General features: G+C 33.9%; 15 protein-coding genes. 2 read left to right on the top strand and 13 right to left on the bottom strand.

The window, feature by feature from the left end; genetic code table 11:
• Positions 1-30: 30 nt before the first annotated feature.
• The 9 genes from P7122_RS05965 to P7122_RS05925 form a co-directional block, all read right to left on the bottom strand.
• Positions 31-876, bottom strand: coding sequence for a 5-oxoprolinase subunit C family protein (locus P7122_RS05965; protein WP_278004867.1), 846 nt, complete (start codon positions 874-876; stop codon positions 31-33).
• On the bottom strand, positions 869-1,597 hold the full coding sequence (pxpB, locus tag P7122_RS05960; RefSeq protein WP_278004866.1) for a 5-oxoprolinase subunit PxpB: 729 nt from the start codon (positions 1,595-1,597) through the stop codon (positions 869-871). Before pxpB ends, P7122_RS05965 begins: the two co-directional genes overlap by 8 nt.
• Before the next feature lie 7 nt (positions 1,598-1,604).
• The gene (pxpA, locus tag P7122_RS05955; protein WP_278004865.1) at positions 1,605-2,345 is read right to left on the bottom strand and encodes a 5-oxoprolinase subunit PxpA; all 741 of its coding nucleotides are present in this window, start codon (positions 2,343-2,345) and stop codon (positions 1,605-1,607) included.
• Positions 2,342-3,565 (bottom strand): Nramp family divalent metal transporter, encoded by a 1,224-nt coding sequence (locus P7122_RS05950; protein ID WP_278004864.1) that lies wholly within the window; start codon positions 3,563-3,565, stop codon positions 2,342-2,344. The genes pxpA and P7122_RS05950 overlap by 4 nt, the downstream gene beginning before the upstream one ends.
• The gene (locus P7122_RS05945) at positions 3,565-4,677 is read right to left on the bottom strand and encodes a DUF2891 domain-containing protein (RefSeq protein ID WP_278004863.1); all 1,113 of its coding nucleotides are present in this window, start codon (positions 4,675-4,677) and stop codon (positions 3,565-3,567) included. Before P7122_RS05945 ends, P7122_RS05950 begins: the two co-directional genes overlap by 1 nt.
• A 188-nt stretch (positions 4,678-4,865) precedes the next feature.
• On the bottom strand, positions 4,866-6,287 hold the full coding sequence (locus P7122_RS05940; protein WP_278004862.1) for a hypothetical protein: 1,422 nt from the start codon (positions 6,285-6,287) through the stop codon (positions 4,866-4,868).
• On the bottom strand, positions 6,284-6,772 hold the full coding sequence (locus tag P7122_RS05935; protein ID WP_278005237.1) for an RNA polymerase sigma factor: 489 nt from the start codon (positions 6,770-6,772) through the stop codon (positions 6,284-6,286). Before P7122_RS05935 ends, P7122_RS05940 begins: the two co-directional genes overlap by 4 nt.
• Before the next feature lie 170 nt (positions 6,773-6,942).
• Positions 6,943-8,214, bottom strand: a complete 1,272-nt coding sequence (locus tag P7122_RS05930; RefSeq protein ID WP_278004861.1) for an LVIVD repeat-containing protein — start codon at positions 8,212-8,214, stop codon at positions 6,943-6,945.
• A gap of 61 nt (positions 8,215-8,275) precedes the next feature.
• Entirely contained in the window at positions 8,276-9,814 is a 1,539-nt protein-coding gene (locus P7122_RS05925; RefSeq protein ID WP_278004860.1) for a YifB family Mg chelatase-like AAA ATPase, read from the bottom strand.
• Between the two features lie 325 nt (positions 9,815-10,139).
• Between P7122_RS05925 and P7122_RS05920 the strand changes: the two genes are divergently transcribed.
• Positions 10,140-10,658: a hypothetical protein gene (locus P7122_RS05920; protein ID WP_278004859.1), complete on the top strand. Its 519-nt coding sequence runs from the start codon at positions 10,140-10,142 to the stop codon at positions 10,656-10,658.
• Here P7122_RS05920 and P7122_RS05915 read toward each other — a convergent pair.
• From P7122_RS05915 to P7122_RS05905, 3 genes are all read right to left on the bottom strand, one after another.
• A complete protein-coding gene (locus P7122_RS05915; protein WP_278004858.1) occupies positions 10,648-10,800 on the bottom strand; it encodes a hypothetical protein in 153 nt (50 codons plus the stop codon). The genes P7122_RS05920 and P7122_RS05915 overlap by 11 nt on opposite strands.
• Before the next feature lie 94 nt (positions 10,801-10,894).
• On the bottom strand, positions 10,895-11,851 hold the full coding sequence (locus P7122_RS05910) for a YheT family hydrolase (protein ID WP_278004857.1): 957 nt from the start codon (positions 11,849-11,851) through the stop codon (positions 10,895-10,897).
• A 47-nt stretch (positions 11,852-11,898) separates the two neighbouring features.
• The gene (locus tag P7122_RS05905; RefSeq protein ID WP_278004856.1) at positions 11,899-13,782 is read right to left on the bottom strand and encodes a CocE/NonD family hydrolase; all 1,884 of its coding nucleotides are present in this window, start codon (positions 13,780-13,782) and stop codon (positions 11,899-11,901) included.
• A gap of 254 nt (positions 13,783-14,036) precedes the next feature.
• Here P7122_RS05905 and P7122_RS05900 point away from each other — a divergent pair, with 254 nt between their 5' ends.
• The gene (locus tag P7122_RS05900; protein ID WP_278004855.1) at positions 14,037-16,133 is read left to right on the top strand and encodes an ATP-binding protein; all 2,097 of its coding nucleotides are present in this window, start codon (positions 14,037-14,039) and stop codon (positions 16,131-16,133) included.
• Here P7122_RS05900 and ade read toward each other — a convergent pair.
• Positions 16,130-17,776 carry an adenine deaminase gene (gene ade, locus P7122_RS05895; RefSeq protein WP_278004854.1) on the bottom strand — a complete coding sequence of 549 codons (1,647 nt, stop codon included), beginning with the start codon at positions 17,774-17,776 and terminating at the stop codon, positions 16,130-16,132. The two genes, P7122_RS05900 and ade, sit on opposite strands and share 4 nt — an antisense overlap.

The following is a 17,776-nucleotide window of genomic DNA, read 5'->3' as shown; positions in this document are numbered from 1 at the left end:
TAAACATTTATTCATTATTTTCTTACAAATTTATTCTTTTAAAACAAATCTCAACCTGTTTCCTAAAGTTTTTTGACTCAACACATTTACTGCACTTTGGGTAAGCTGCAACACTCTAGGATAACCTCCTGTAGTTTGGCAATCTCGCATTAAAACAATTAAAGTGCCATTGGGTGTTAACTGAACAGTTCCTGGCAAAACAGGCGAGCTTAATATTGGCTTCAAGTTATTATCTAGCTTAGGCTCTAACTGATATGCCATACGATTGTTATTCTTTGAGACCGAAAAATCCTTTGAAAACAATTGTTGCTTTTGATTTTCTGAAAGCATACCAAACTCCACACCCTTAAAAGCATCTAAAACACTGGACTCTAAGCACGTATCATCATATCTCACTTTAGAAAATGTTTGTTGGACACCTTGAAAAGGCTTATAAATAATCTGGTCATTCGTTTTAAGAACACTTTGAGTTGTAACAGATGGATACATACTCCTACTTCCTAAAATCGTTTCGGTTTTAAAGCCATCTTTTACAGCCAAATATGTCCTAAACCCCTTCTCTGCTGTACCAAAATGCAATACATCATTCGGTTGAATTTTAATTAATTTATTCTGAAGCACAACTTCACCATTTAGCATTGGATTCATAAAAGCACCTGAAACCGCAATTACAGTTGGCTCTAAAAACTGAAATTTCCCACCAAGCATTGTCATTTCAATAAGCGCAGCATCTTTAGTATTACCTAATAACGCATTTGCAAACTGCGCAGAATACAAATCCATAGCTCCAGAAACAGGAACACCCTTATCCCTGTAACCAAACCTCCCAAGATCTTGTATGGTTGAAAAAAATCCTGCTCGCAAAATCCTAAGCATACAATTCTGGTGTTAGTTGAAATTTATTGTTTTTAACATCCTGCTCTAAGTCTAAAAATTCCGTTTTTGAAATTGCAAAAAACTGAAGTTTATCACCTGCATTAAAAACACATGGAGGACTACTTTTTGCATTGAAAAAATCAACAGGAGTTTTACCAATAATGTGCCATCCTCCAGGACTATTTTTTGGATAGATTCCGGTTTGATTTCCACCTATACCAACAGACCCTTTTTTTATATCTAAATTAGGTGTGGATTTTCGATCTAAATGAAGCTTCTTATTAAGACCTCCTAAGTACAAAAAACCAGGTAAAAACCCAATAAAAAAAATAGTGTATATTGCAGAAGAATGAAGTTCAATAACTTCATTTTTTGAAAGCTGTTTTTCTTTAGAAAACGCTTCCAAATCTATGCCGAAATCAGCATCATAGCAGACAGGTATTCGCCATAATTTTGATGATGCTTCTTCAATAGTTTCTGCTTTAATTTTTAGCGATTTTAATCGTAAAATTTCACCATAGACATTATCAATAGTTAAATCATAAATTATTAATAATGAATTAAATGTATTGATTACCTCAACAACTAATTCAACACTTGAATTTTGAATCGATTTTTTATAATCCAATATGTCTTTCAACATATTTTCATCCATTACCGCAGGCCATTCTATTAAAATAGAACACTCATTGTAACGCGAAAACTTCAATTCATAATCCATGAAAAAACTACTGAATTTTTACATTATATTTTGGCAATTCTTTAATTAAAAAATCTAAAATTTCGAATGCATTTTTAGTGTCGCCATGTACACAAAATGTTGATGCTTTTATCGGCACTTCTACTCCATTAATTGCAGTTACTTTTTCACGATGAATCATCCCTAAAATATGGTTCAAAATTCTTGAATTTTCATGCAGAATTGCATCCTCTTTTTTTCGCGAAACAAGGCTTAAATTCTCTTCATAATTTCGGTCTGCAAAAGCTTCAAAAGTGACACTGATTTTTTCCTGTTCTGCAAGCTTAGAAATCACAGAATTATAGGGCACATAAAGTTGAATTGGCATAGCAATGCTTTTTACAACTTCAATAATTATTCTTGCAGTTTTTTCATCTTTAGCTGCTAAATTATAAAGCGCACCATGTGGTTTTATATGATGCAATTGTGCATTTTCGTTATGCAGAATTTGTTGCAAACTTCGGATTTGCGATTTTAAACTACTGAACAAATCTGCCGCTGAGATATCCATAACTGCTCTTCCAAAGTTCAACACGTCAGGAAATGAAGGATGCGCACCTATCTTCACCTTATGATTTTTGGCTAAACGCACTACTTCAGTCATGGTCTTGACATCACCTGCATGACCTCCACAAGCTATGTTACACGATGATAAATAAGGTATCAACAACGCTTCGTTACCCATACCTTCGCCAACATCGGCATTAATATCTACAGTTTTAAAACTCATATAAGATTAAAAACACTTAAAATTACTTTTAGTCCTAATAAGATAGTGATTACCAAGATAATTAAGCCCAAAAAGTTTTGGAATTTTGAGTTTTTATAAACTCCCAAAACCGATGTTTTATTCATAACCCACAATAAAAAGCCTGCAATTACAGGTAATAGTAAACCATTAGCAACCTGAGCGAATTTTATAATTTCTATGGATTTAAAGCCTACCGAAGAAAACACAACTCCAAGACCTAAGATAAATATCCAAACTGCCCTAAAACGCTTAGATTTTAAGTCTGTTTGCCATCCTAAACAACCACTTGCCACGTAAGCTGCAGCCAAAGGTGCTGTAATAGCGCTTGTGATTCCTGCGGCAAATAAACCAACCGACAAAAAGTATTTGGCATTAACACCAAATAATGGCTCTAAAGCCAAAGCCAAATCTGCTGCATTACCTACTTCTTTTATGTTGATTGCTGCTGCAGAAATAATAATACTCATAGAAACAATACCGCCTAAAACCACAGCTAAAACAGTATCTTTTCTGGCTAATTTAATATCTGATTTATTATTCCATTTCGTTTTTGCCAAAGACGCATGCAAAAACAAATTGTAAGGCACTACAGTTGTACCAATAAGTGCTACAATAGTTAATATACCTTCATCAGGGAATTGTGGCAGTAGCATATTCTTCAGTATACTGATAACATCTGGTTTGGTAAGAATTGCTGTTGACAGAAATGCCAAACTCATTAAAATAACGAGACCGACTAAAACTTTTTCAAGCACTTTATAAGTTCCTAAGTACAGTAATATAAAGGCTAGCAAACCCAAAACCCATGGAACAACAGACAACTCTACATTAAACACACTAACGGTTGGATGACCTAAAAGTGTTTCTAAACCCAACGCACCTCCACTGATGTTTCCTGCTTCGTAAGCTGCATTACCTACAACAATGGCAGATAATACCAAAACAACACTAAAACCTCTTAAAACAGGACTTTTTACCTCTTCTCGAATAACCTGAGATAATCCTTTTTGGGCAATAATTCCTAATCGTGCTGCCATCTCTTGCAAAACTATGGTTGCAAAAACCGACAATACCATTGCCCAAAGTAAGGCATAACCAAAATTAACACCTGCTAGAGTACAAACGGTTACGGTTCCTGGACCAATAAAAGCTGCTGCAACCAAAGGTCCTGGCCCAATATTTTTGAACCAGTTTTTCATTAGTTACTTACTGAGTTTAGCGCATAAATAGCAAAGCTACCTAACCAATGACCTCCTTCATAACTATCACCTACAATGCTTGGCAAAGAATAGTTAATATGCTTGTTTGCTAAATTTTGAAGATGATTAAACTCTGGTAAATCCTTCGCAATGTAGTTTAGACTCCATGCTCTTGAAAAATTTACTCCATCAAGATGCACCAACTTACCGTCGGTTCTATCTGACACTTTACCAACTTCGATATCAAAATCTTCATTATTTAATTCCGGAAGAAAATCATTCACCCAAGACAAAAATTCATCTTTAGCCAAAACGCGCTTCATTAATGCAGCTTCCTCTAAACAAGGTGATAAAAAATCGAAACCACTCGGCTCCCACTCTAACGGACAATCTTGATCGTCTGAATAAAATTCCTTTGCTCTGGTTTCAATCAAAGTTTGTAATTGTGTATTCTCAGTAGCCAAAGCATAGTCATAAGCAAAACTCAACCCAAAAGCTGTATTTGGGTGCTCACCTACTCTAATTGGATAATTCAGTTTTGGTAAAAATTCTAAATAACGCTCAACAATTAGGTTGGTTAAAGGTTGAAGATTTTCTTCTAAGGTTTTAGCTTCAGGATGACTCCAAGTATGCAGTTCTTCTGCCAACTTTAACAACCAAGCCCAACCATAAGTACGCTCGTAAGAGGTATTGTGTTTTCCTTTGAAATATAAGACCTCTTGCTCTATGTTTTCTTTTGAAATGTTAGCTAATAATTTTTGAATGACTTCATCACGATTATTCAACTCCGGAAATTCTTTCAGCAGTTTTACTAAACTCCAATGGCCATGCACAGCCGAATGCCAATCGAAACAGCCATAAAATGCAGGATGCAATTCTTGCGGAGATTTTAAATCTTCACCACCTCCTAAAACCTGTCCTAGCTTGTTAGGATATTCGGTATTAATACAATGGATTGGCAATGACGCTAAGCGATTAGCTTGCTCTAAATTAAGTTGTGGAACATCAACAATTTCAACTTTTGCTTCTGGCTTAGAATTTTTCTTTACGTTTTCAGAATTCTGGCAGCCTACCAACAAGACAAGTATGATTAGAAGTTTATAAAATTTCATGTATTACTTTTTTATGTTTTTAATAAAAACCCTGTGTATCTAGTAAAAATACATTAAAAAATAATGACAAACTTTTATACCCAAAACTAGTCTACCCTTTATCCATGTTCTAAGACAGTAATCTTAACCAAGCAAACAATTGAATTGAATGCAGAGTAAAAGTATGATTAAACCTGAAAGACTATAAACTAGAGCTTTAACTGCACTCCAAACAAAATCCTAAACTGTGTATTTTTAAAATTTTGTGCATTATTATCTATAGGCTTTTGAAAGTAGTTATAGCTTGGCTCTACAAACAGAATGGTCTTTTTAGTGAGATTATAAGAAAAATTGGTGTTAAGTGTTGCTCCAAAAACAGTGTTATTAACGTCTTTGCTCTCACCTATTTCTTCACCATTTAAATAAGCCATGTTGTTTGAAATAAAATTCACATTAACACCAACACCTAGTAAAATATCATATTTTTCTTTTGTTAGTAATTTACAAGACACTTCTAAAGGCACCTGAAAATAATCTAGCTGTTGTTGTAAGGTGCCATTTTCACCAAAATCATTATACGAAGTAGAGTCATTAATCAACTCAGGAGATGCAAAAAACACAACAGACTCATCAGCCACAATAGATTGTCCACCACCAGAAGAAAGAGATCCTTCTTGTGTTGCATACGCAATGTTATCAACTTGCTGTCCTAAACTATTTTTTCCCAGTCCTGTTTTGACTACTATTTTATCTGTAATAGCATAACCAACCTTAAAGGTATACACAAAATCATTTTGTGCACTTGTATTTACCGTTGTACCTTGAAAAGAAGCATCCGAAGCCGTACTAGACAAACCTCCTAAAACCTCAACCGACCATTTAGAACGCTCTATCACATCGGTTTTTACCGAGTCCTTTTCTACGCTATTCTCTGCAACCAGTTCTTTATACAAATCTAACTTTGTATCTGTTTTATCTTGTGTTAGCGAATCCACACTCGCAATTACAGCCTCTTTGGTATCATCTATTAAACTTTTGTTCTTTTGCTTTAAATCTGGAATTAAATTACTATTTCCAATGACCTCTTTTTTAGTTTTATTTTTAAAATCATTATCTTTTGTACTAACCACTTCACTTCCATTACTCAAATGCTCATTAGTAAGTTTATTTTTATGCTTCTTGCTATTAGAAGATTCATCAACAGCATTTGAAGAATCACTATTTGCTAAAGACCTTTTATTTACCACATTCTGTAATGCTTTATTGGTGTTCATCTCTCTATTTTCGGTAGAGTCATTACTTGTTTTTGTTTCAGCAACTGCATTGTTGCTATTAGTAGAGTCTAATTCATTTTTGGGCGCATCGTTTTTAGGCTGGTTTTTCTCAACGTCAGAGACTTTATTTACAGATTCATTTATTGGCATATTTTCTATACCTGAAGCAGGTTTAAACAACAAAAAACCAAACAACAGAACCAAAATTGCCGCAGCCGAACCAAAAAGCCAAAAGATGACTCTTCGCTTCTTTTTAGGATGCAATCTGGCTTCAATATTATCCCACAACTCTTTTGGTGGCTCCTTAGAAAAGGATTTTAAATCGCTATATATTTCTTCAATATTATCCTTCTTCATGACACTTTTTTGCTCGTTTCTTCATTAATTTTCAACCTTAAAAGGCGCTTTGCTCTACTCAATAAGGATTTTGATGTTCCCTCTGCTATATTTAATTTTTCAGCTATTTTTTTATGACTGTAATCTTCAAAAACAAATAGATTAAAAATCATTCTATAATTATCTGGTAATTGCTGTATATGCTCTAATAATTCATTTTGAGAAATAGCCATACCATTATTATCGCTGTTACCATCTATACTGTTTTCTACAATTGTATCTTCAATAGCAATATGAAGTCTGCGTTGCTTTTTTCGCAAAACTTCTAAAGCCTCGTTTACAAAAATTCGTTTTGCCCAACCTTCAAAACTTCCATTAAATTTATACTGATCTATCTTTTGAAAAAGCTTTATAAATGCATCCTGAAAAACATCATCTGCTTCAGTTTTATTTTTCATATACTTTAGACAAATACCATACAAGACAGGCGAAAGCAGCATGTACAATTCACGCTGCCCTTCCCTATCTTTCTCTATACATTTTTGTATGAGTATTCGAAGTTTTTTATCCAAGTTGGTATAAATCTGTTTGTTTATGTATATGTAATAAATTTATTAATATTTACTATTAAACAATCAATAACCCTTTAATATTAAACGCATTACATAAGACAAGTCTAAAACTGTACAGTACCTATAAGCTCTAGCCCAAAGTTACTTGTATAGTTATATTGATGTATTACATTTTCACCAACAGATATAAGGTGAGACTCCAAAGGAATAACATCTTTAGAATTAACATTATATGTGTTTTCTAAAACCAAACTACTTGGATTTGCGGCATTGAAGACATTAATACCATTATCATTACACACATAGAGCACATTATCCTTAACTCCCAGACCATAAGGACTTGATAAAAAGTAAGTAGAATACTCTACTGGAGACGAAATATCTGAAACATCTATAACATTTACCTGATCTTCTATAGCCCCACAGCTATTACCTCCTCTTACTGTAATGTAAGCTGTAGTTTCTTCAACAACCACAGGATCACAACCTGTTGCATGCAAAAATGAAGACGTGTAAGCTGGGTTAAACTCATCCTGAAGCCCAACAATGTGCATACCGTTTGTAGCACCAATAAACATGTAATCTTTTCTAATAAATGTAGTTTCTAACTCACCTCCAAACCAGGCATTCATCCAAGTCTCAGAGACTTGTGTTATTGAGTTATAATTGGTAATATCGAATGTTAACAGTGAATAATCGCTTATTGTGTAAAGCGCATTGTTAAAAATTTGGAATTTAGCATAAGAACCACCAACACCAACTTCATTTGACAAAACTGCACCATCAAAAAGCTCTAAAAACACATCTGTACTCCAATCATATATATTTACATTACTCTCCACCTCTTCTCGCGTCATCTGCACTGTAGTATAACCTGCAACAAATTCATCTTCTGAAGCTGGATATAAATTCCCTTGATAATACAATATATCATTTGGAAATGTTGCGTAATGCGGTAACATATCCTCTTCTGTATTCACCAATTGAATATTGGACAAGTCACTAATATCAAAAACCACCAAATCCATATAATTATCAGCATAAAGAATATTATTCTTTACAGAAATATCATTAACACCATCCAATTGAATGAATGCTAAATTTACTGGCGAAGCAGGATTTTGATTATTAAAAATATGAATCCCTGAATTTTGAGCTATATAAAACAACAAATCCGTATACACATATATTTTTCCATCAGAATTTGTGGGCTGCGCATCTCCTATTGTTATAGAATTTCTGAATTCTGATTTAGATTTTATAACAGGAACTGTAACCGCAACAGTTTCAACTGACATATCATCGTCATTATTGCAACTAGTTAATTGTAAACAAACTGCAACAAATAAAACTAAAGGTAAAATTTTATGCTTCATAATATTGGTTTTTCTTATAAGATGAAAAAAACATAAAAGGTTGCAGTTATGTGTAAAAAAATTATCCCAACCAGCCTTCGCGATCCAAACTTCTATATTGAATAGCTTCGCTTATATGTGCTCCAGTGACATCATTAGAACCTTCTAAATCAGCAATAGTTCTAGACACTTTTAAGATTCTGTCGTACGCTCTTGCTGAAAGATTTAAGCGTTCCATAGCAGATTTTAGTAATTCTAACGAAGCTTTATCGAGTTTACAATACTCGCGTATTTGTTTAGTATTCATCTGTGCATTATAATGCACATTTTCTAAATCTTCAAAACGTTTAGTTTGTAATTCTCGTGCTGATGTAACACGTTTTCTAATATCTACTGAAGATTCACCTTTTCGGTCATCGGATAGTTTTTCAAAAGGAACTGGAGTCACTTCAATATGAATGTCGATACGATCTAATAATGGTCCCGAAATCTTACTCATGTACCGTTGCATTTCGGCAGGACTCGACGTTACAGGTGCGTCAGGATCGTTGAAATAGCCTCCTGGACTTGGATTCATACTTGCCACCAACATAAACGAACTTGGATAGGTAACTGTAAATTTTGCTCTGGAAATGGTCACTTCTCTATCTTCTAAAGGTTGTCTCATCACTTCGAGAACTTCTCGTTTAAACTCGGGTAACTCATCTAAAAACAAAACTCCGTTGTGCGATAGTGAGATTTCACCTGGTTGCGGATAGCTTCCGCCTCCAACTAAGGCTACATTGCTAATCGTATGATGTGGACTTCTGAATGGTCGCTGCGCCATTAAACCTGTATGATCTTTAACACGTCCAACCACGGAATGAATCTTGGTTGTTTCCAAAGCTTCATGCAGTGTCATTGGTGGCAAAATACTTGGCAACCGCTTTGCCAACATCGTTTTTCCAGAACCTGGTGGACCAATCAAAATAATATTATGACCACCTGCCGCTGCTATTTCCATACAGCGTTTTATGCTTTCTTGGCCTTTGACGTCAGCAAAATCAAATTCAGGGAAATCGAGGTTTTTATAGAATTCATCTCGGGTATTGATAATGGTTTGCTCTAAGGTTTCTCCTTTATCAAAATGATTGATGACTTGTTTTATATTATCGACACCATAAACTTTTAAGTCGTTGACTATTGCTGCTTCTTTGGCATTTTGGCTTGGCAAAATAAAACCTTTAAAACCTTCCTCTCTAGCCTTTACAGCAATTGGCAACGCACCTTTTATAGGTTGCAAACTACCATCTAACGACAACTCTCCCATGATAAGATACTCGTCTAGATTTTCGGCTTTAATTTGATTAGATGCTGTTAAAATTCCAACAGCCAGAGTTAAATCGTAAGCAGAACCTTCCTTACGCAAATCGGCTGGAGCCATGTTAATAGTAATCTTCTTTCCTGGAATTCTGTAACCGTTATTTTGTAAAGCTGCTGCAATACGGTAATTACTCTCTTTTATGGCATTATCTGGAAGTCCGACCAAATGGTAACCTACACCTTTATCTACATTTACTTCTACTGTAATCGTTGTAGCTTCGACACCAAAAACGGCACTTCCAAAAACTTTTTTGAGCATAAAGAATTGATTTGCTTAAATGTAGGAAAATTGCGGACAATATAAAATACTCATATTCGATGAGTTTAATAATTAGTTTTATAAAGTAATTTATTTATAGTAAACAAACATTAAAAGTAGTATGAATTCTTAATTAAAGTTTTTTAACCACAAAAATCAACGATATATAATACATAAACTTGACCTTAGATTAACCTAAATTATTAATTTACAATATATTTATTTTTAAAAATGAGAAAAGAGTTAGGATATTTAAAAGAAAACAAAGAGATAGTAGATTTATCAGTAAGATTAATAATTCTTAGTTATATTATTGTTTATAATTTTGGTAAAAACAGCAGGTAAAATGGATGAAAATCATATAAAGAAAACTAAGTATGAAGAGTGGAACGAGCACTTAAGAACTACCAAAGAGAATAGCTCATACTCGCAAAAACGCACAGACCTATTAACTATTACAATTAGTGGTGGTGGACTTTATGTGCTACTTGAAACTCTAAGAGAATTTAAGACAGGTAAAATACCTATAGAAGATACCAGTATTTTAGTTTTTGCTGGTTCGTTTCTGCTAGCAGCCATAATAATAAACTTTATTTCTCAAATAACAGCTTATTATGCAAACAGTTACGAAGAACAATACATACAAACTCAATTAAGTATACTTAAATTATCAAAATCAAAAAAGAGTAAAGAAAGAAAAAGGGGATATAGAAAAGAACAGGAGTTATTAGACTCCAAAAAAAATATCTTCGATAAAACGACCTCTTTTTTAAATTTTTTATCAATTGGTTTTATGATACTTGGAATAGTACTTTTAGTAATATTTTATTACACTATTTTTTAGGTCTACCTCCTGTATTAACACCTCTGGTAGTACCATTAACTTTTGGTGTTTTAGACTCACCTAGTCCAACATAACTTCCGGATTTTTTACTACTCCCTTTACCAGAATTAGAATTTGGTTTAGAATTTTTACCTTTTGCCATAATCAAATATTTACAACTAAAATAAATTAACCATTTCGCAAAATAATTCTGAAAATCAATTAATTATAAACATTTTTTTCACATACCTTAATTTTTAATTTTTCACAAAATCTAATGCACGTTTCTCATTATAATAAACATTCCGTTTATCAATAAACCCAACATGTCCTCCATACTTAGGCATTTCTAAATAAAGATTTGGATTTTGCTTTGCTTCCTTAACAGGATAACATTCTGCTGACAAAAAAGAATCATTTAGTGCATTAATGATTAAAGTTGGAATAGTAATATTTGGTAGAAACTGTAAACTACTGCATTGCTCATAGTAGTCCAAAGCATTTTTAAAACCATGAGCTTTTGAGGTGTATACCTCATCAAAATTCAATAAGGTTTTAATAGTATTAAAATCTGCAATAGAAATATCTTGTGGAAATTGCTCTAATTTAGGTTTTATCTTGTCTTTAAGATGTCCTAAAAACCTAATGGCATAATGTCGGTTTTTTATATGCATCAAAGCGTCTGAAGACCCTTTTAGATAACATGGCGACGATACTGCAACAATACCTTTTAGTGCTTTTGGTAATTTCTCTCGTTCGCCTGCATATTTTAAAGCCATGTTAGCACCAAGGCTAATGCCTTTGATATAAATGTCGCTGTATTTGTCTTGTTTTAAAATATAATCAATGACTGCTTCTAAATCTTCCGTAGCACCAGAATGGTAACTTCTGTATAAACGATTAGGCTCACCACTACAACCTCTAAAGTTTACAGCACATGCATCTACTCCATTTTCATTGAATAATTTTGCTGATGCTGTAATGTATGGTCGTTGTGCATTACCTTCTAAACCATGTAATAGAATAATTACTTTGTCTGATGGTTGCTTAGCATAACTCCAATCTAAATCTAAAAAATCGCCATCATCTAACTCCAGGCGTTCTCTGGTTTGCGCAACACCATTCACAGTTCTGGCTAATCCTGAAAATACTGTAGACACAAAGCTCTTCTTTGCCCAAAATGGTGGTTTGTATGTGGATTGTATAATTGGCATGTTCTAGCTATTGGCTATTAGCTTTTGGCAGTTAGCTCAAAGATTGTTTATCTCAAAACTGAAAACTCTATAGACGAATCATTAAACACCTTGTGCGTCTGCGCTTTAAAGTCTGATTCTTTCGCTTCAAAAATATTATCTACATACGTCTGCGGATTTGCGTCTATGTAAGGAAAGAATGTACTCTGTACTTGCACCTGGATTTTATGCCCTTTTTTAAACGTGTGAAACACATCTTGCAACTTAATGTTTACAGCTGTCTTTTTGTTTGGCACAAAAGGTTCAGGTGTTTCCATACTATTTCTAAAACGACCACGTAACACTTCGCTACGTACCATCATGTGGTAGTTGCTCAACTTCAAATGATCTTGCACATCGTCAGTATTCTCTGTATCTGCAGGATACACATCGATTACTTTTACAATCCAATCGGCTGCTGTACCTGTTGTGGACACGTTTAGCTTTGCTAAAATATCACCAGCTAGTGTGATATCATTTTCTAAAACTTCGGTTTCAAACGTCAATACATCTGGACGTCTTGATGCAAAACGCTGATCGTCTGTCATAAATTTTCGTGGTGTAAACCCAACTTTAATATCTTCTGTATAAGGTACTGGTTTCTTTGGATCACTTATAAAATCTGAAGTTTCGATATTTCTAGTAGCACGTTGCGTTAAACGCTCGTAAGGTTGTAAAAAATAACTTTCTTTGGCTGTATTTTCTGGTGGCCAACTTTCAAAAGATTGCCATGATTTTGTACCTGTATTAAACATGTGTGCTTCTGGCAATCCTGTTTTACCATCGGCTTCACCTTTAAGGAAATGATTAAAGAACTTTGTTTCAATTTCTTTTTGAAAATAGTCTGAAATACTATCACCAAAGTGAATATTACCCACAACTTGCCTCTCTGAATTTCTTGCCCAATCACCATGACTCCAAGGTCCAAAAACTACAGTGTTGTAATTATCACTATTGTTCTCAATGTTTTTGTAAGTATTGAATGGTCCATACAAATCTTCAGCATCAAAGAAACCACCAACAACCATCGTTGCTGGTTTTATATCTTTTAAATGTTGAATAATGCCTCTGCTTTTCCAGAAATCATCATAAGTGACATGTGTTTTTAACTGTTCCATAAACACATTGGTGCTGTCGTAAAATTTATTCAGCTTGCTTAATGGCATATGATCTAAGAAAAACTGATGCTGATCTTCGGTTCCTAAATCTGGAAAATTGTACCAAGACTCTGTTGTTGGTGTGTCCTTCATGTAGCCAAATACAGACGTTGCTCTCCAATAACTCAACAAATAAGCACCATTATGAATAAAATCATCAAAAAAGAAATCACCAATACACGCTTGCGGAGACGCTGCCTTTAATGCAGGATGCGCGTCTAAAAGTGAATACGTAGTATAAAATCCTGGATACGAAATACCATACGTACCAACCTTGCCATTGTTATTTTCAACATTATTAACTAACCATTCAATGGTATCATAAGTATCGCTAGCTTCATCAACTTGTTTGCCTGTTTTATTAGGAATATAAGCACGCATATTATCGTAAACTCCTTCACTATTCCAACGACCGCGCACATCTTGATACACCATAATATTACCTTCTTCCATAAGGTATTTATTTGGTCCAATTTTACTTCTGTACTCTTCTTCACCATAAGGTTTACAGCTATAAGGAGTACGCATCATTAACATTGGATAAGTCTTAGACGTGTCCTTTGGCGAATAAATGGTTGTATGAAGTTTAATACCGTCTCGCATTTCTATCATTACCTCTTGCTTAGTGTAATTATCCTTTACAAAAGTATCTTCAACCTTAGCAGTTTCAGGATTTTCGAGAGCTTGATGTTTTTCGTCTTTGCAATTAACTAACGCTAAACAAAGTAGTAAAACAAGTGTAAAATTCTTAATCATTATTTGGGTCGTTTAGTTTATTTTCTGGTGTATAAAATTAAGGTTTTATATTAAACATTATTTAACTTTAACTTTACATCTACAGATAAGCTATTATTAATTTTACATTTTTAATAGCAGCCCTTAAGTTAATGTTTATTTTTTCCCCTCGTCGCCTAAAAAGCTATGTGTACCTATCATTTTCGGTAATTATTTTAATCATTGTTTTATGGCTTTTTCTTTACCTACATAAAGACCATAAGACTAAAAACGTTGTGAATTTTACCCAAAAGATATCGCAAACCTCTAACGCTTTCAGTCAGAATTTTACGAACTTTCAATCTTTTTTAATTTCTGGTTACAAACAACCTGAACTGTACACTTCTGGAAACCAAATATTCATAGATACATATATTGATAATCTGGAAAAATTTAATTCAGAATTAAACAATTTAAAGCATCATTCTAATGCACTAAAGATTGAAAATGAGCTAGAGCAAATTGTAAAAGCGCAATCTCATCATTTAACATTAGCAAAGCAGTTTAAATCTGAAGTAAAAATCAGAGGTTTCAGAGATTTTGGTATTGAAGGTGAAATGAGACGTCTGGCTCACGAGCTGGAGAAGAAAAACTTATTGGATAGAGATTTGCTTTTACAACTTAGACGTCACGAAAAAGATTACCTAATGCGTGGCGATGAAGATTACCTTGCCGAATTTGATTATTTAATTGATAGCATTAACAAATACTACAACATTAGCAATGATGCCAGAAGCTTGCTGAATAAATACTCATACAACTTTAAACAACTAGCTCTAAAAAACAAAACAATTGGTGTTTCGTATAACGAAGGAATTTTTGCCAAAATAAATCAGCAAAAAACCTATATCGAAGAACTTTACGAAACCCTTAACCATAAATCTAATGCGGAGCTTACCAGCTTCAATAGAGCACTTACAAGATCTTTTATTATAGAAACCATAATTTTAGCACTATTGCTTATAGTTATTAGCTATTACTTTGTAAGGATTATTTCAAAAGATGTTGACCATTTAAAACTTAGAATTGAAAAATTCGTGAAGTCAAATTTTAAACATATTGAAAACAACACTCCAACATACAGCTCTAAAATAAAAGAGGTTAACGAACTCAACGACAGCTATAGTTTGCTTAAAGAAAAGCTAGCTAAAACAATAAAAGACCTAGAAAACTCTATAGATGAAGCCAACAAAAATGCTGAGTACAAATCTCGCTTTTTGGCTAATATGAGCCACGAGATGCGTACACCACTCAACGGCTTAATAGGTATGCTACAAATGCTACATTTTGATTCTTTGAGCAAATCGCAAGAAGAACACTTAGAAATAGCTCAGTACTCTGCGAACCACCTTTTGCGCTTAATCAATATGATTTTAGACCACTCTAAACTCGAAGCCGAAAAGCTTTCAATAGAAAAGCTTCCTTTTTATTTAGATGATGAAATAAATAAACTTGTTAAGATTTTTAAATTTCAAGCTTTAGAAAAAAATCTAGAATTCAAAACAATTATTAAAGGCGAACAAAATGTTTGTGCATTAGGCGATACATTAAGAATTCAACAAATATTAATAAACCTTATAAGTAACGCCTTAAAATTCACGGAAAAAGGCAGCGTTACCCTTTCTGTAGATAGCAAACTAATAAATAACGAATATTTAATAGCTTTTGAAGTTATTGACACAGGAATTGGTTTAGACGAAAACCAAATACACAGACTGTTTGAAGCTTTTGAACAAGGTGATTTATCTACTACCAGAAAGCATGGAGGCACAGGATTAGGACTAACCATAGCCAATAAATTAATTGAATTAATGGGTGGCGAAATGAGCATAAAAAGCAAAGCTAATACAGGGACTTGCTTTTGTTTTACGCTTAGGTTACCAAAATCCGAACCTTTAGATATAACTACAAGTACAGACAAAATTTCGATCAATTCTAAAATAGAAGGTATTAAAGAGGTTCTAATTGTTGAAGACAATAAAATAAATCAAAAAGTACTCTCAAAGATTTTGATGCGAATGGGCATAATGTCTGACATAGCAAGCAATGGTATTGAAGCTCTACATTGTTGCGAACAAAAAACGTATGACATCATTTTTATGGACCTAAACATGCCAATAATGGATGGTATAGAAGCTGCACAACGTCTTAAAGAAGACTTCTCTGGAAAAAATTACCACACTCCTATTATTGCTGTTACGGCAAGTGCTTTTGAAAAAGACAAAAAGCGAGTTTTAGAAATAGGAATGAACGATTTTATAGCCAAACCTGTTGATTTCAACAACCTACAAGACCTTTTAACACGCTATGCTAAAACAGTAAATTTTGATTAAACTTGTAAATCCGTAAAGGCAAACTTCCCTCCATCAAACAGTCCTTTATCACTCAGTTTTAAAGCTGGAATCACCAACAATGCCATAAACGACAAGCTCATATATGGTGCGTGAAGTGTAGAGCCTAATTGTTTCGCCATTTGGTCTAATTCTGAATACTGTTTCCCAATGGTTTCAGCATTTTTATCGCTCATAATACCTGCAACTGGTAATGCGACTACTTTTTGTTCTGTATTACTTACTGCACAAATACCACCTTCATTTTCAATTAACAAATTAACCGCTTTACAAATAGCTTCATCAGATACTCCAACTGCAATGATATTGTGGGAATCGTGACCAACGGAACTTGCAATTGCACCTTCTTTGAGTCCAAAATTCTTTATAAATGCCATGGCTGGTTTGTCATTTTGGTAACGGTTAACAACGGTCATTTTTAAGATGTCCTTTTCAGTGTTTGAAACAAGATTACCATCTACAACTTTGGCATCCTCAATGATTTGATTGGTAACCAACTCACCATCCAAACATTCTATAACTCTGATTTTAGATGGGTTAGATTCGTTAGACAGATTAGATTTTTTAGATTGAATTAGAAAATCTGAAGTTTGTTTCTTTTCAGTATTAAAATTATTGAGTATTTCGAAACTGACATGTTGTATTTTAGATTCACCATTATCGTAAACCAATTCTCCATTGATGTAGGTTTGAAGGGTTTTAAAGTCGGTTAAATCTTCAACCACAATACAATCTGCTGTATCCCCAACTTGCAACAAACCAACCTCTAAATTGTAATGCTTAACAGGATTGACACAAGCCGCCTTAAGAACTTTAAAAATGTCATTCCCTTTTGCAACTGCTCTTGCACAAAGTTGATTAATGTGTCTTATCAACAAATCATCTGGATGCTTATCATCACTACAGAACATTATGTTTTGATAATGCTCATCTAGCAAGCCTATCAATGCTTCAAAATTTTTGGCAGCACTACCTTCTCTGATAATAACCTTCATGCCTTTTTGAAGTTTTTCTAAGCCTTCTTCATAGGTAAAACACTCATGATCGGTGGAAATACCTGCAGAAATATATTTGGTTAGATCCTCACCTCGTAAACCTGGCGCATGACCATCAATAGGCTTGTTGTAATATTTTGCCCATTCAATTTTCTTGAGCACTTCAGCATCGTCGTAAATGACTCCTGGATAATTCATCATCTCAGCCAAATACTTAATATCTGGATTTGCCATTAAGCCTTTTATGTCATCGGAATTTATAACAGCTCCAGCTGACTCAAAACTTGTTGCAGGAACACAAGATGGTGCACCGAAATTGAATTTAAAAGGCGTTTGTTTTCCGTTTTCTATCATAAACTCCACACCTTTTACACCAAGCACATTGGCGATTTCGTGTGGATCGGAAACTGTAGCTACTGTGCCATGCTTTACAGCGACTTTTGCAAACTCGCTTGGCACTAACATAGAGCTTTCTATATGGATATGTGCATCTACAAAGCCTGGCAAGATATAGTGGTTTTCTTCACAATCTCTTTTTTCAATGGATTTAATCTTACCATTTTCTATGGTGATTTCTCCTTTGTAAATACTGCGGTTTTCAATATCTACGATGTTTCCTTTTAATGTCAT

Source organism: Winogradskyella marincola (genome assembly GCF_029624125.1).
Classification (GTDB): Bacteria; Bacteroidota; Bacteroidia; order Flavobacteriales; family Flavobacteriaceae; genus Winogradskyella; species Winogradskyella marincola.
This window is presented reverse-complemented; position numbering and strand designations above follow the sequence as displayed.

Bases quoted from the DNA above. Each gene is read 5' to 3' on its own strand.
- P7122_RS05905 (WP_278004856.1), bottom strand. From the start codon at position 13,782: ATGATTAAGAATTTTACACTTGTTTTACTACTTTGTTTAGCGTTAGTT.
- P7122_RS05965 (WP_278004867.1), bottom strand. From the start codon at position 876: ATGCTTAGGATTTTGCGAGCAGGATTTTTTTCAACCATACAAGATCTT.
- P7122_RS05945 (WP_278004863.1), bottom strand. From the start codon at position 4,677: ATGAAATTTTATAAACTTCTAATCATACTTGTCTTGTTGGTAGGCTGC.
- ade (WP_278004854.1), bottom strand. From the start codon at position 17,776: ATGACATTAAAAGGAAACATCGTAGATATTGAAAACCGCAGTATTTAC.
- P7122_RS05950 (WP_278004864.1), bottom strand. From the start codon at position 3,565: ATGAAAAACTGGTTCAAAAATATTGGGCCAGGACCTTTGGTTGCAGCA.
- pxpB (WP_278004866.1), bottom strand. From the start codon at position 1,597: ATGGATTATGAATTGAAGTTTTCGCGTTACAATGAGTGTTCTATTTTA.
- P7122_RS05930 (WP_278004861.1), bottom strand. From the start codon at position 8,214: ATGAAGCATAAAATTTTACCTTTAGTTTTATTTGTTGCAGTTTGTTTA.
- P7122_RS05915 (WP_278004858.1), bottom strand. From the start codon at position 10,800: ATGGCAAAAGGTAAAAATTCTAAACCAAATTCTAATTCTGGTAAAGGG.
- P7122_RS05910 (WP_278004857.1), bottom strand. From the start codon at position 11,851: ATGCCAATTATACAATCCACATACAAACCACCATTTTGGGCAAAGAAG.
- P7122_RS05940 (WP_278004862.1), bottom strand. From the start codon at position 6,287: ATGAAGAAGGATAATATTGAAGAAATATATAGCGATTTAAAATCCTTT.
- pxpA (WP_278004865.1), bottom strand. From the start codon at position 2,345: ATGAGTTTTAAAACTGTAGATATTAATGCCGATGTTGGCGAAGGTATG.
- P7122_RS05925 (WP_278004860.1), bottom strand. From the start codon at position 9,814: ATGCTCAAAAAAGTTTTTGGAAGTGCCGTTTTTGGTGTCGAAGCTACA.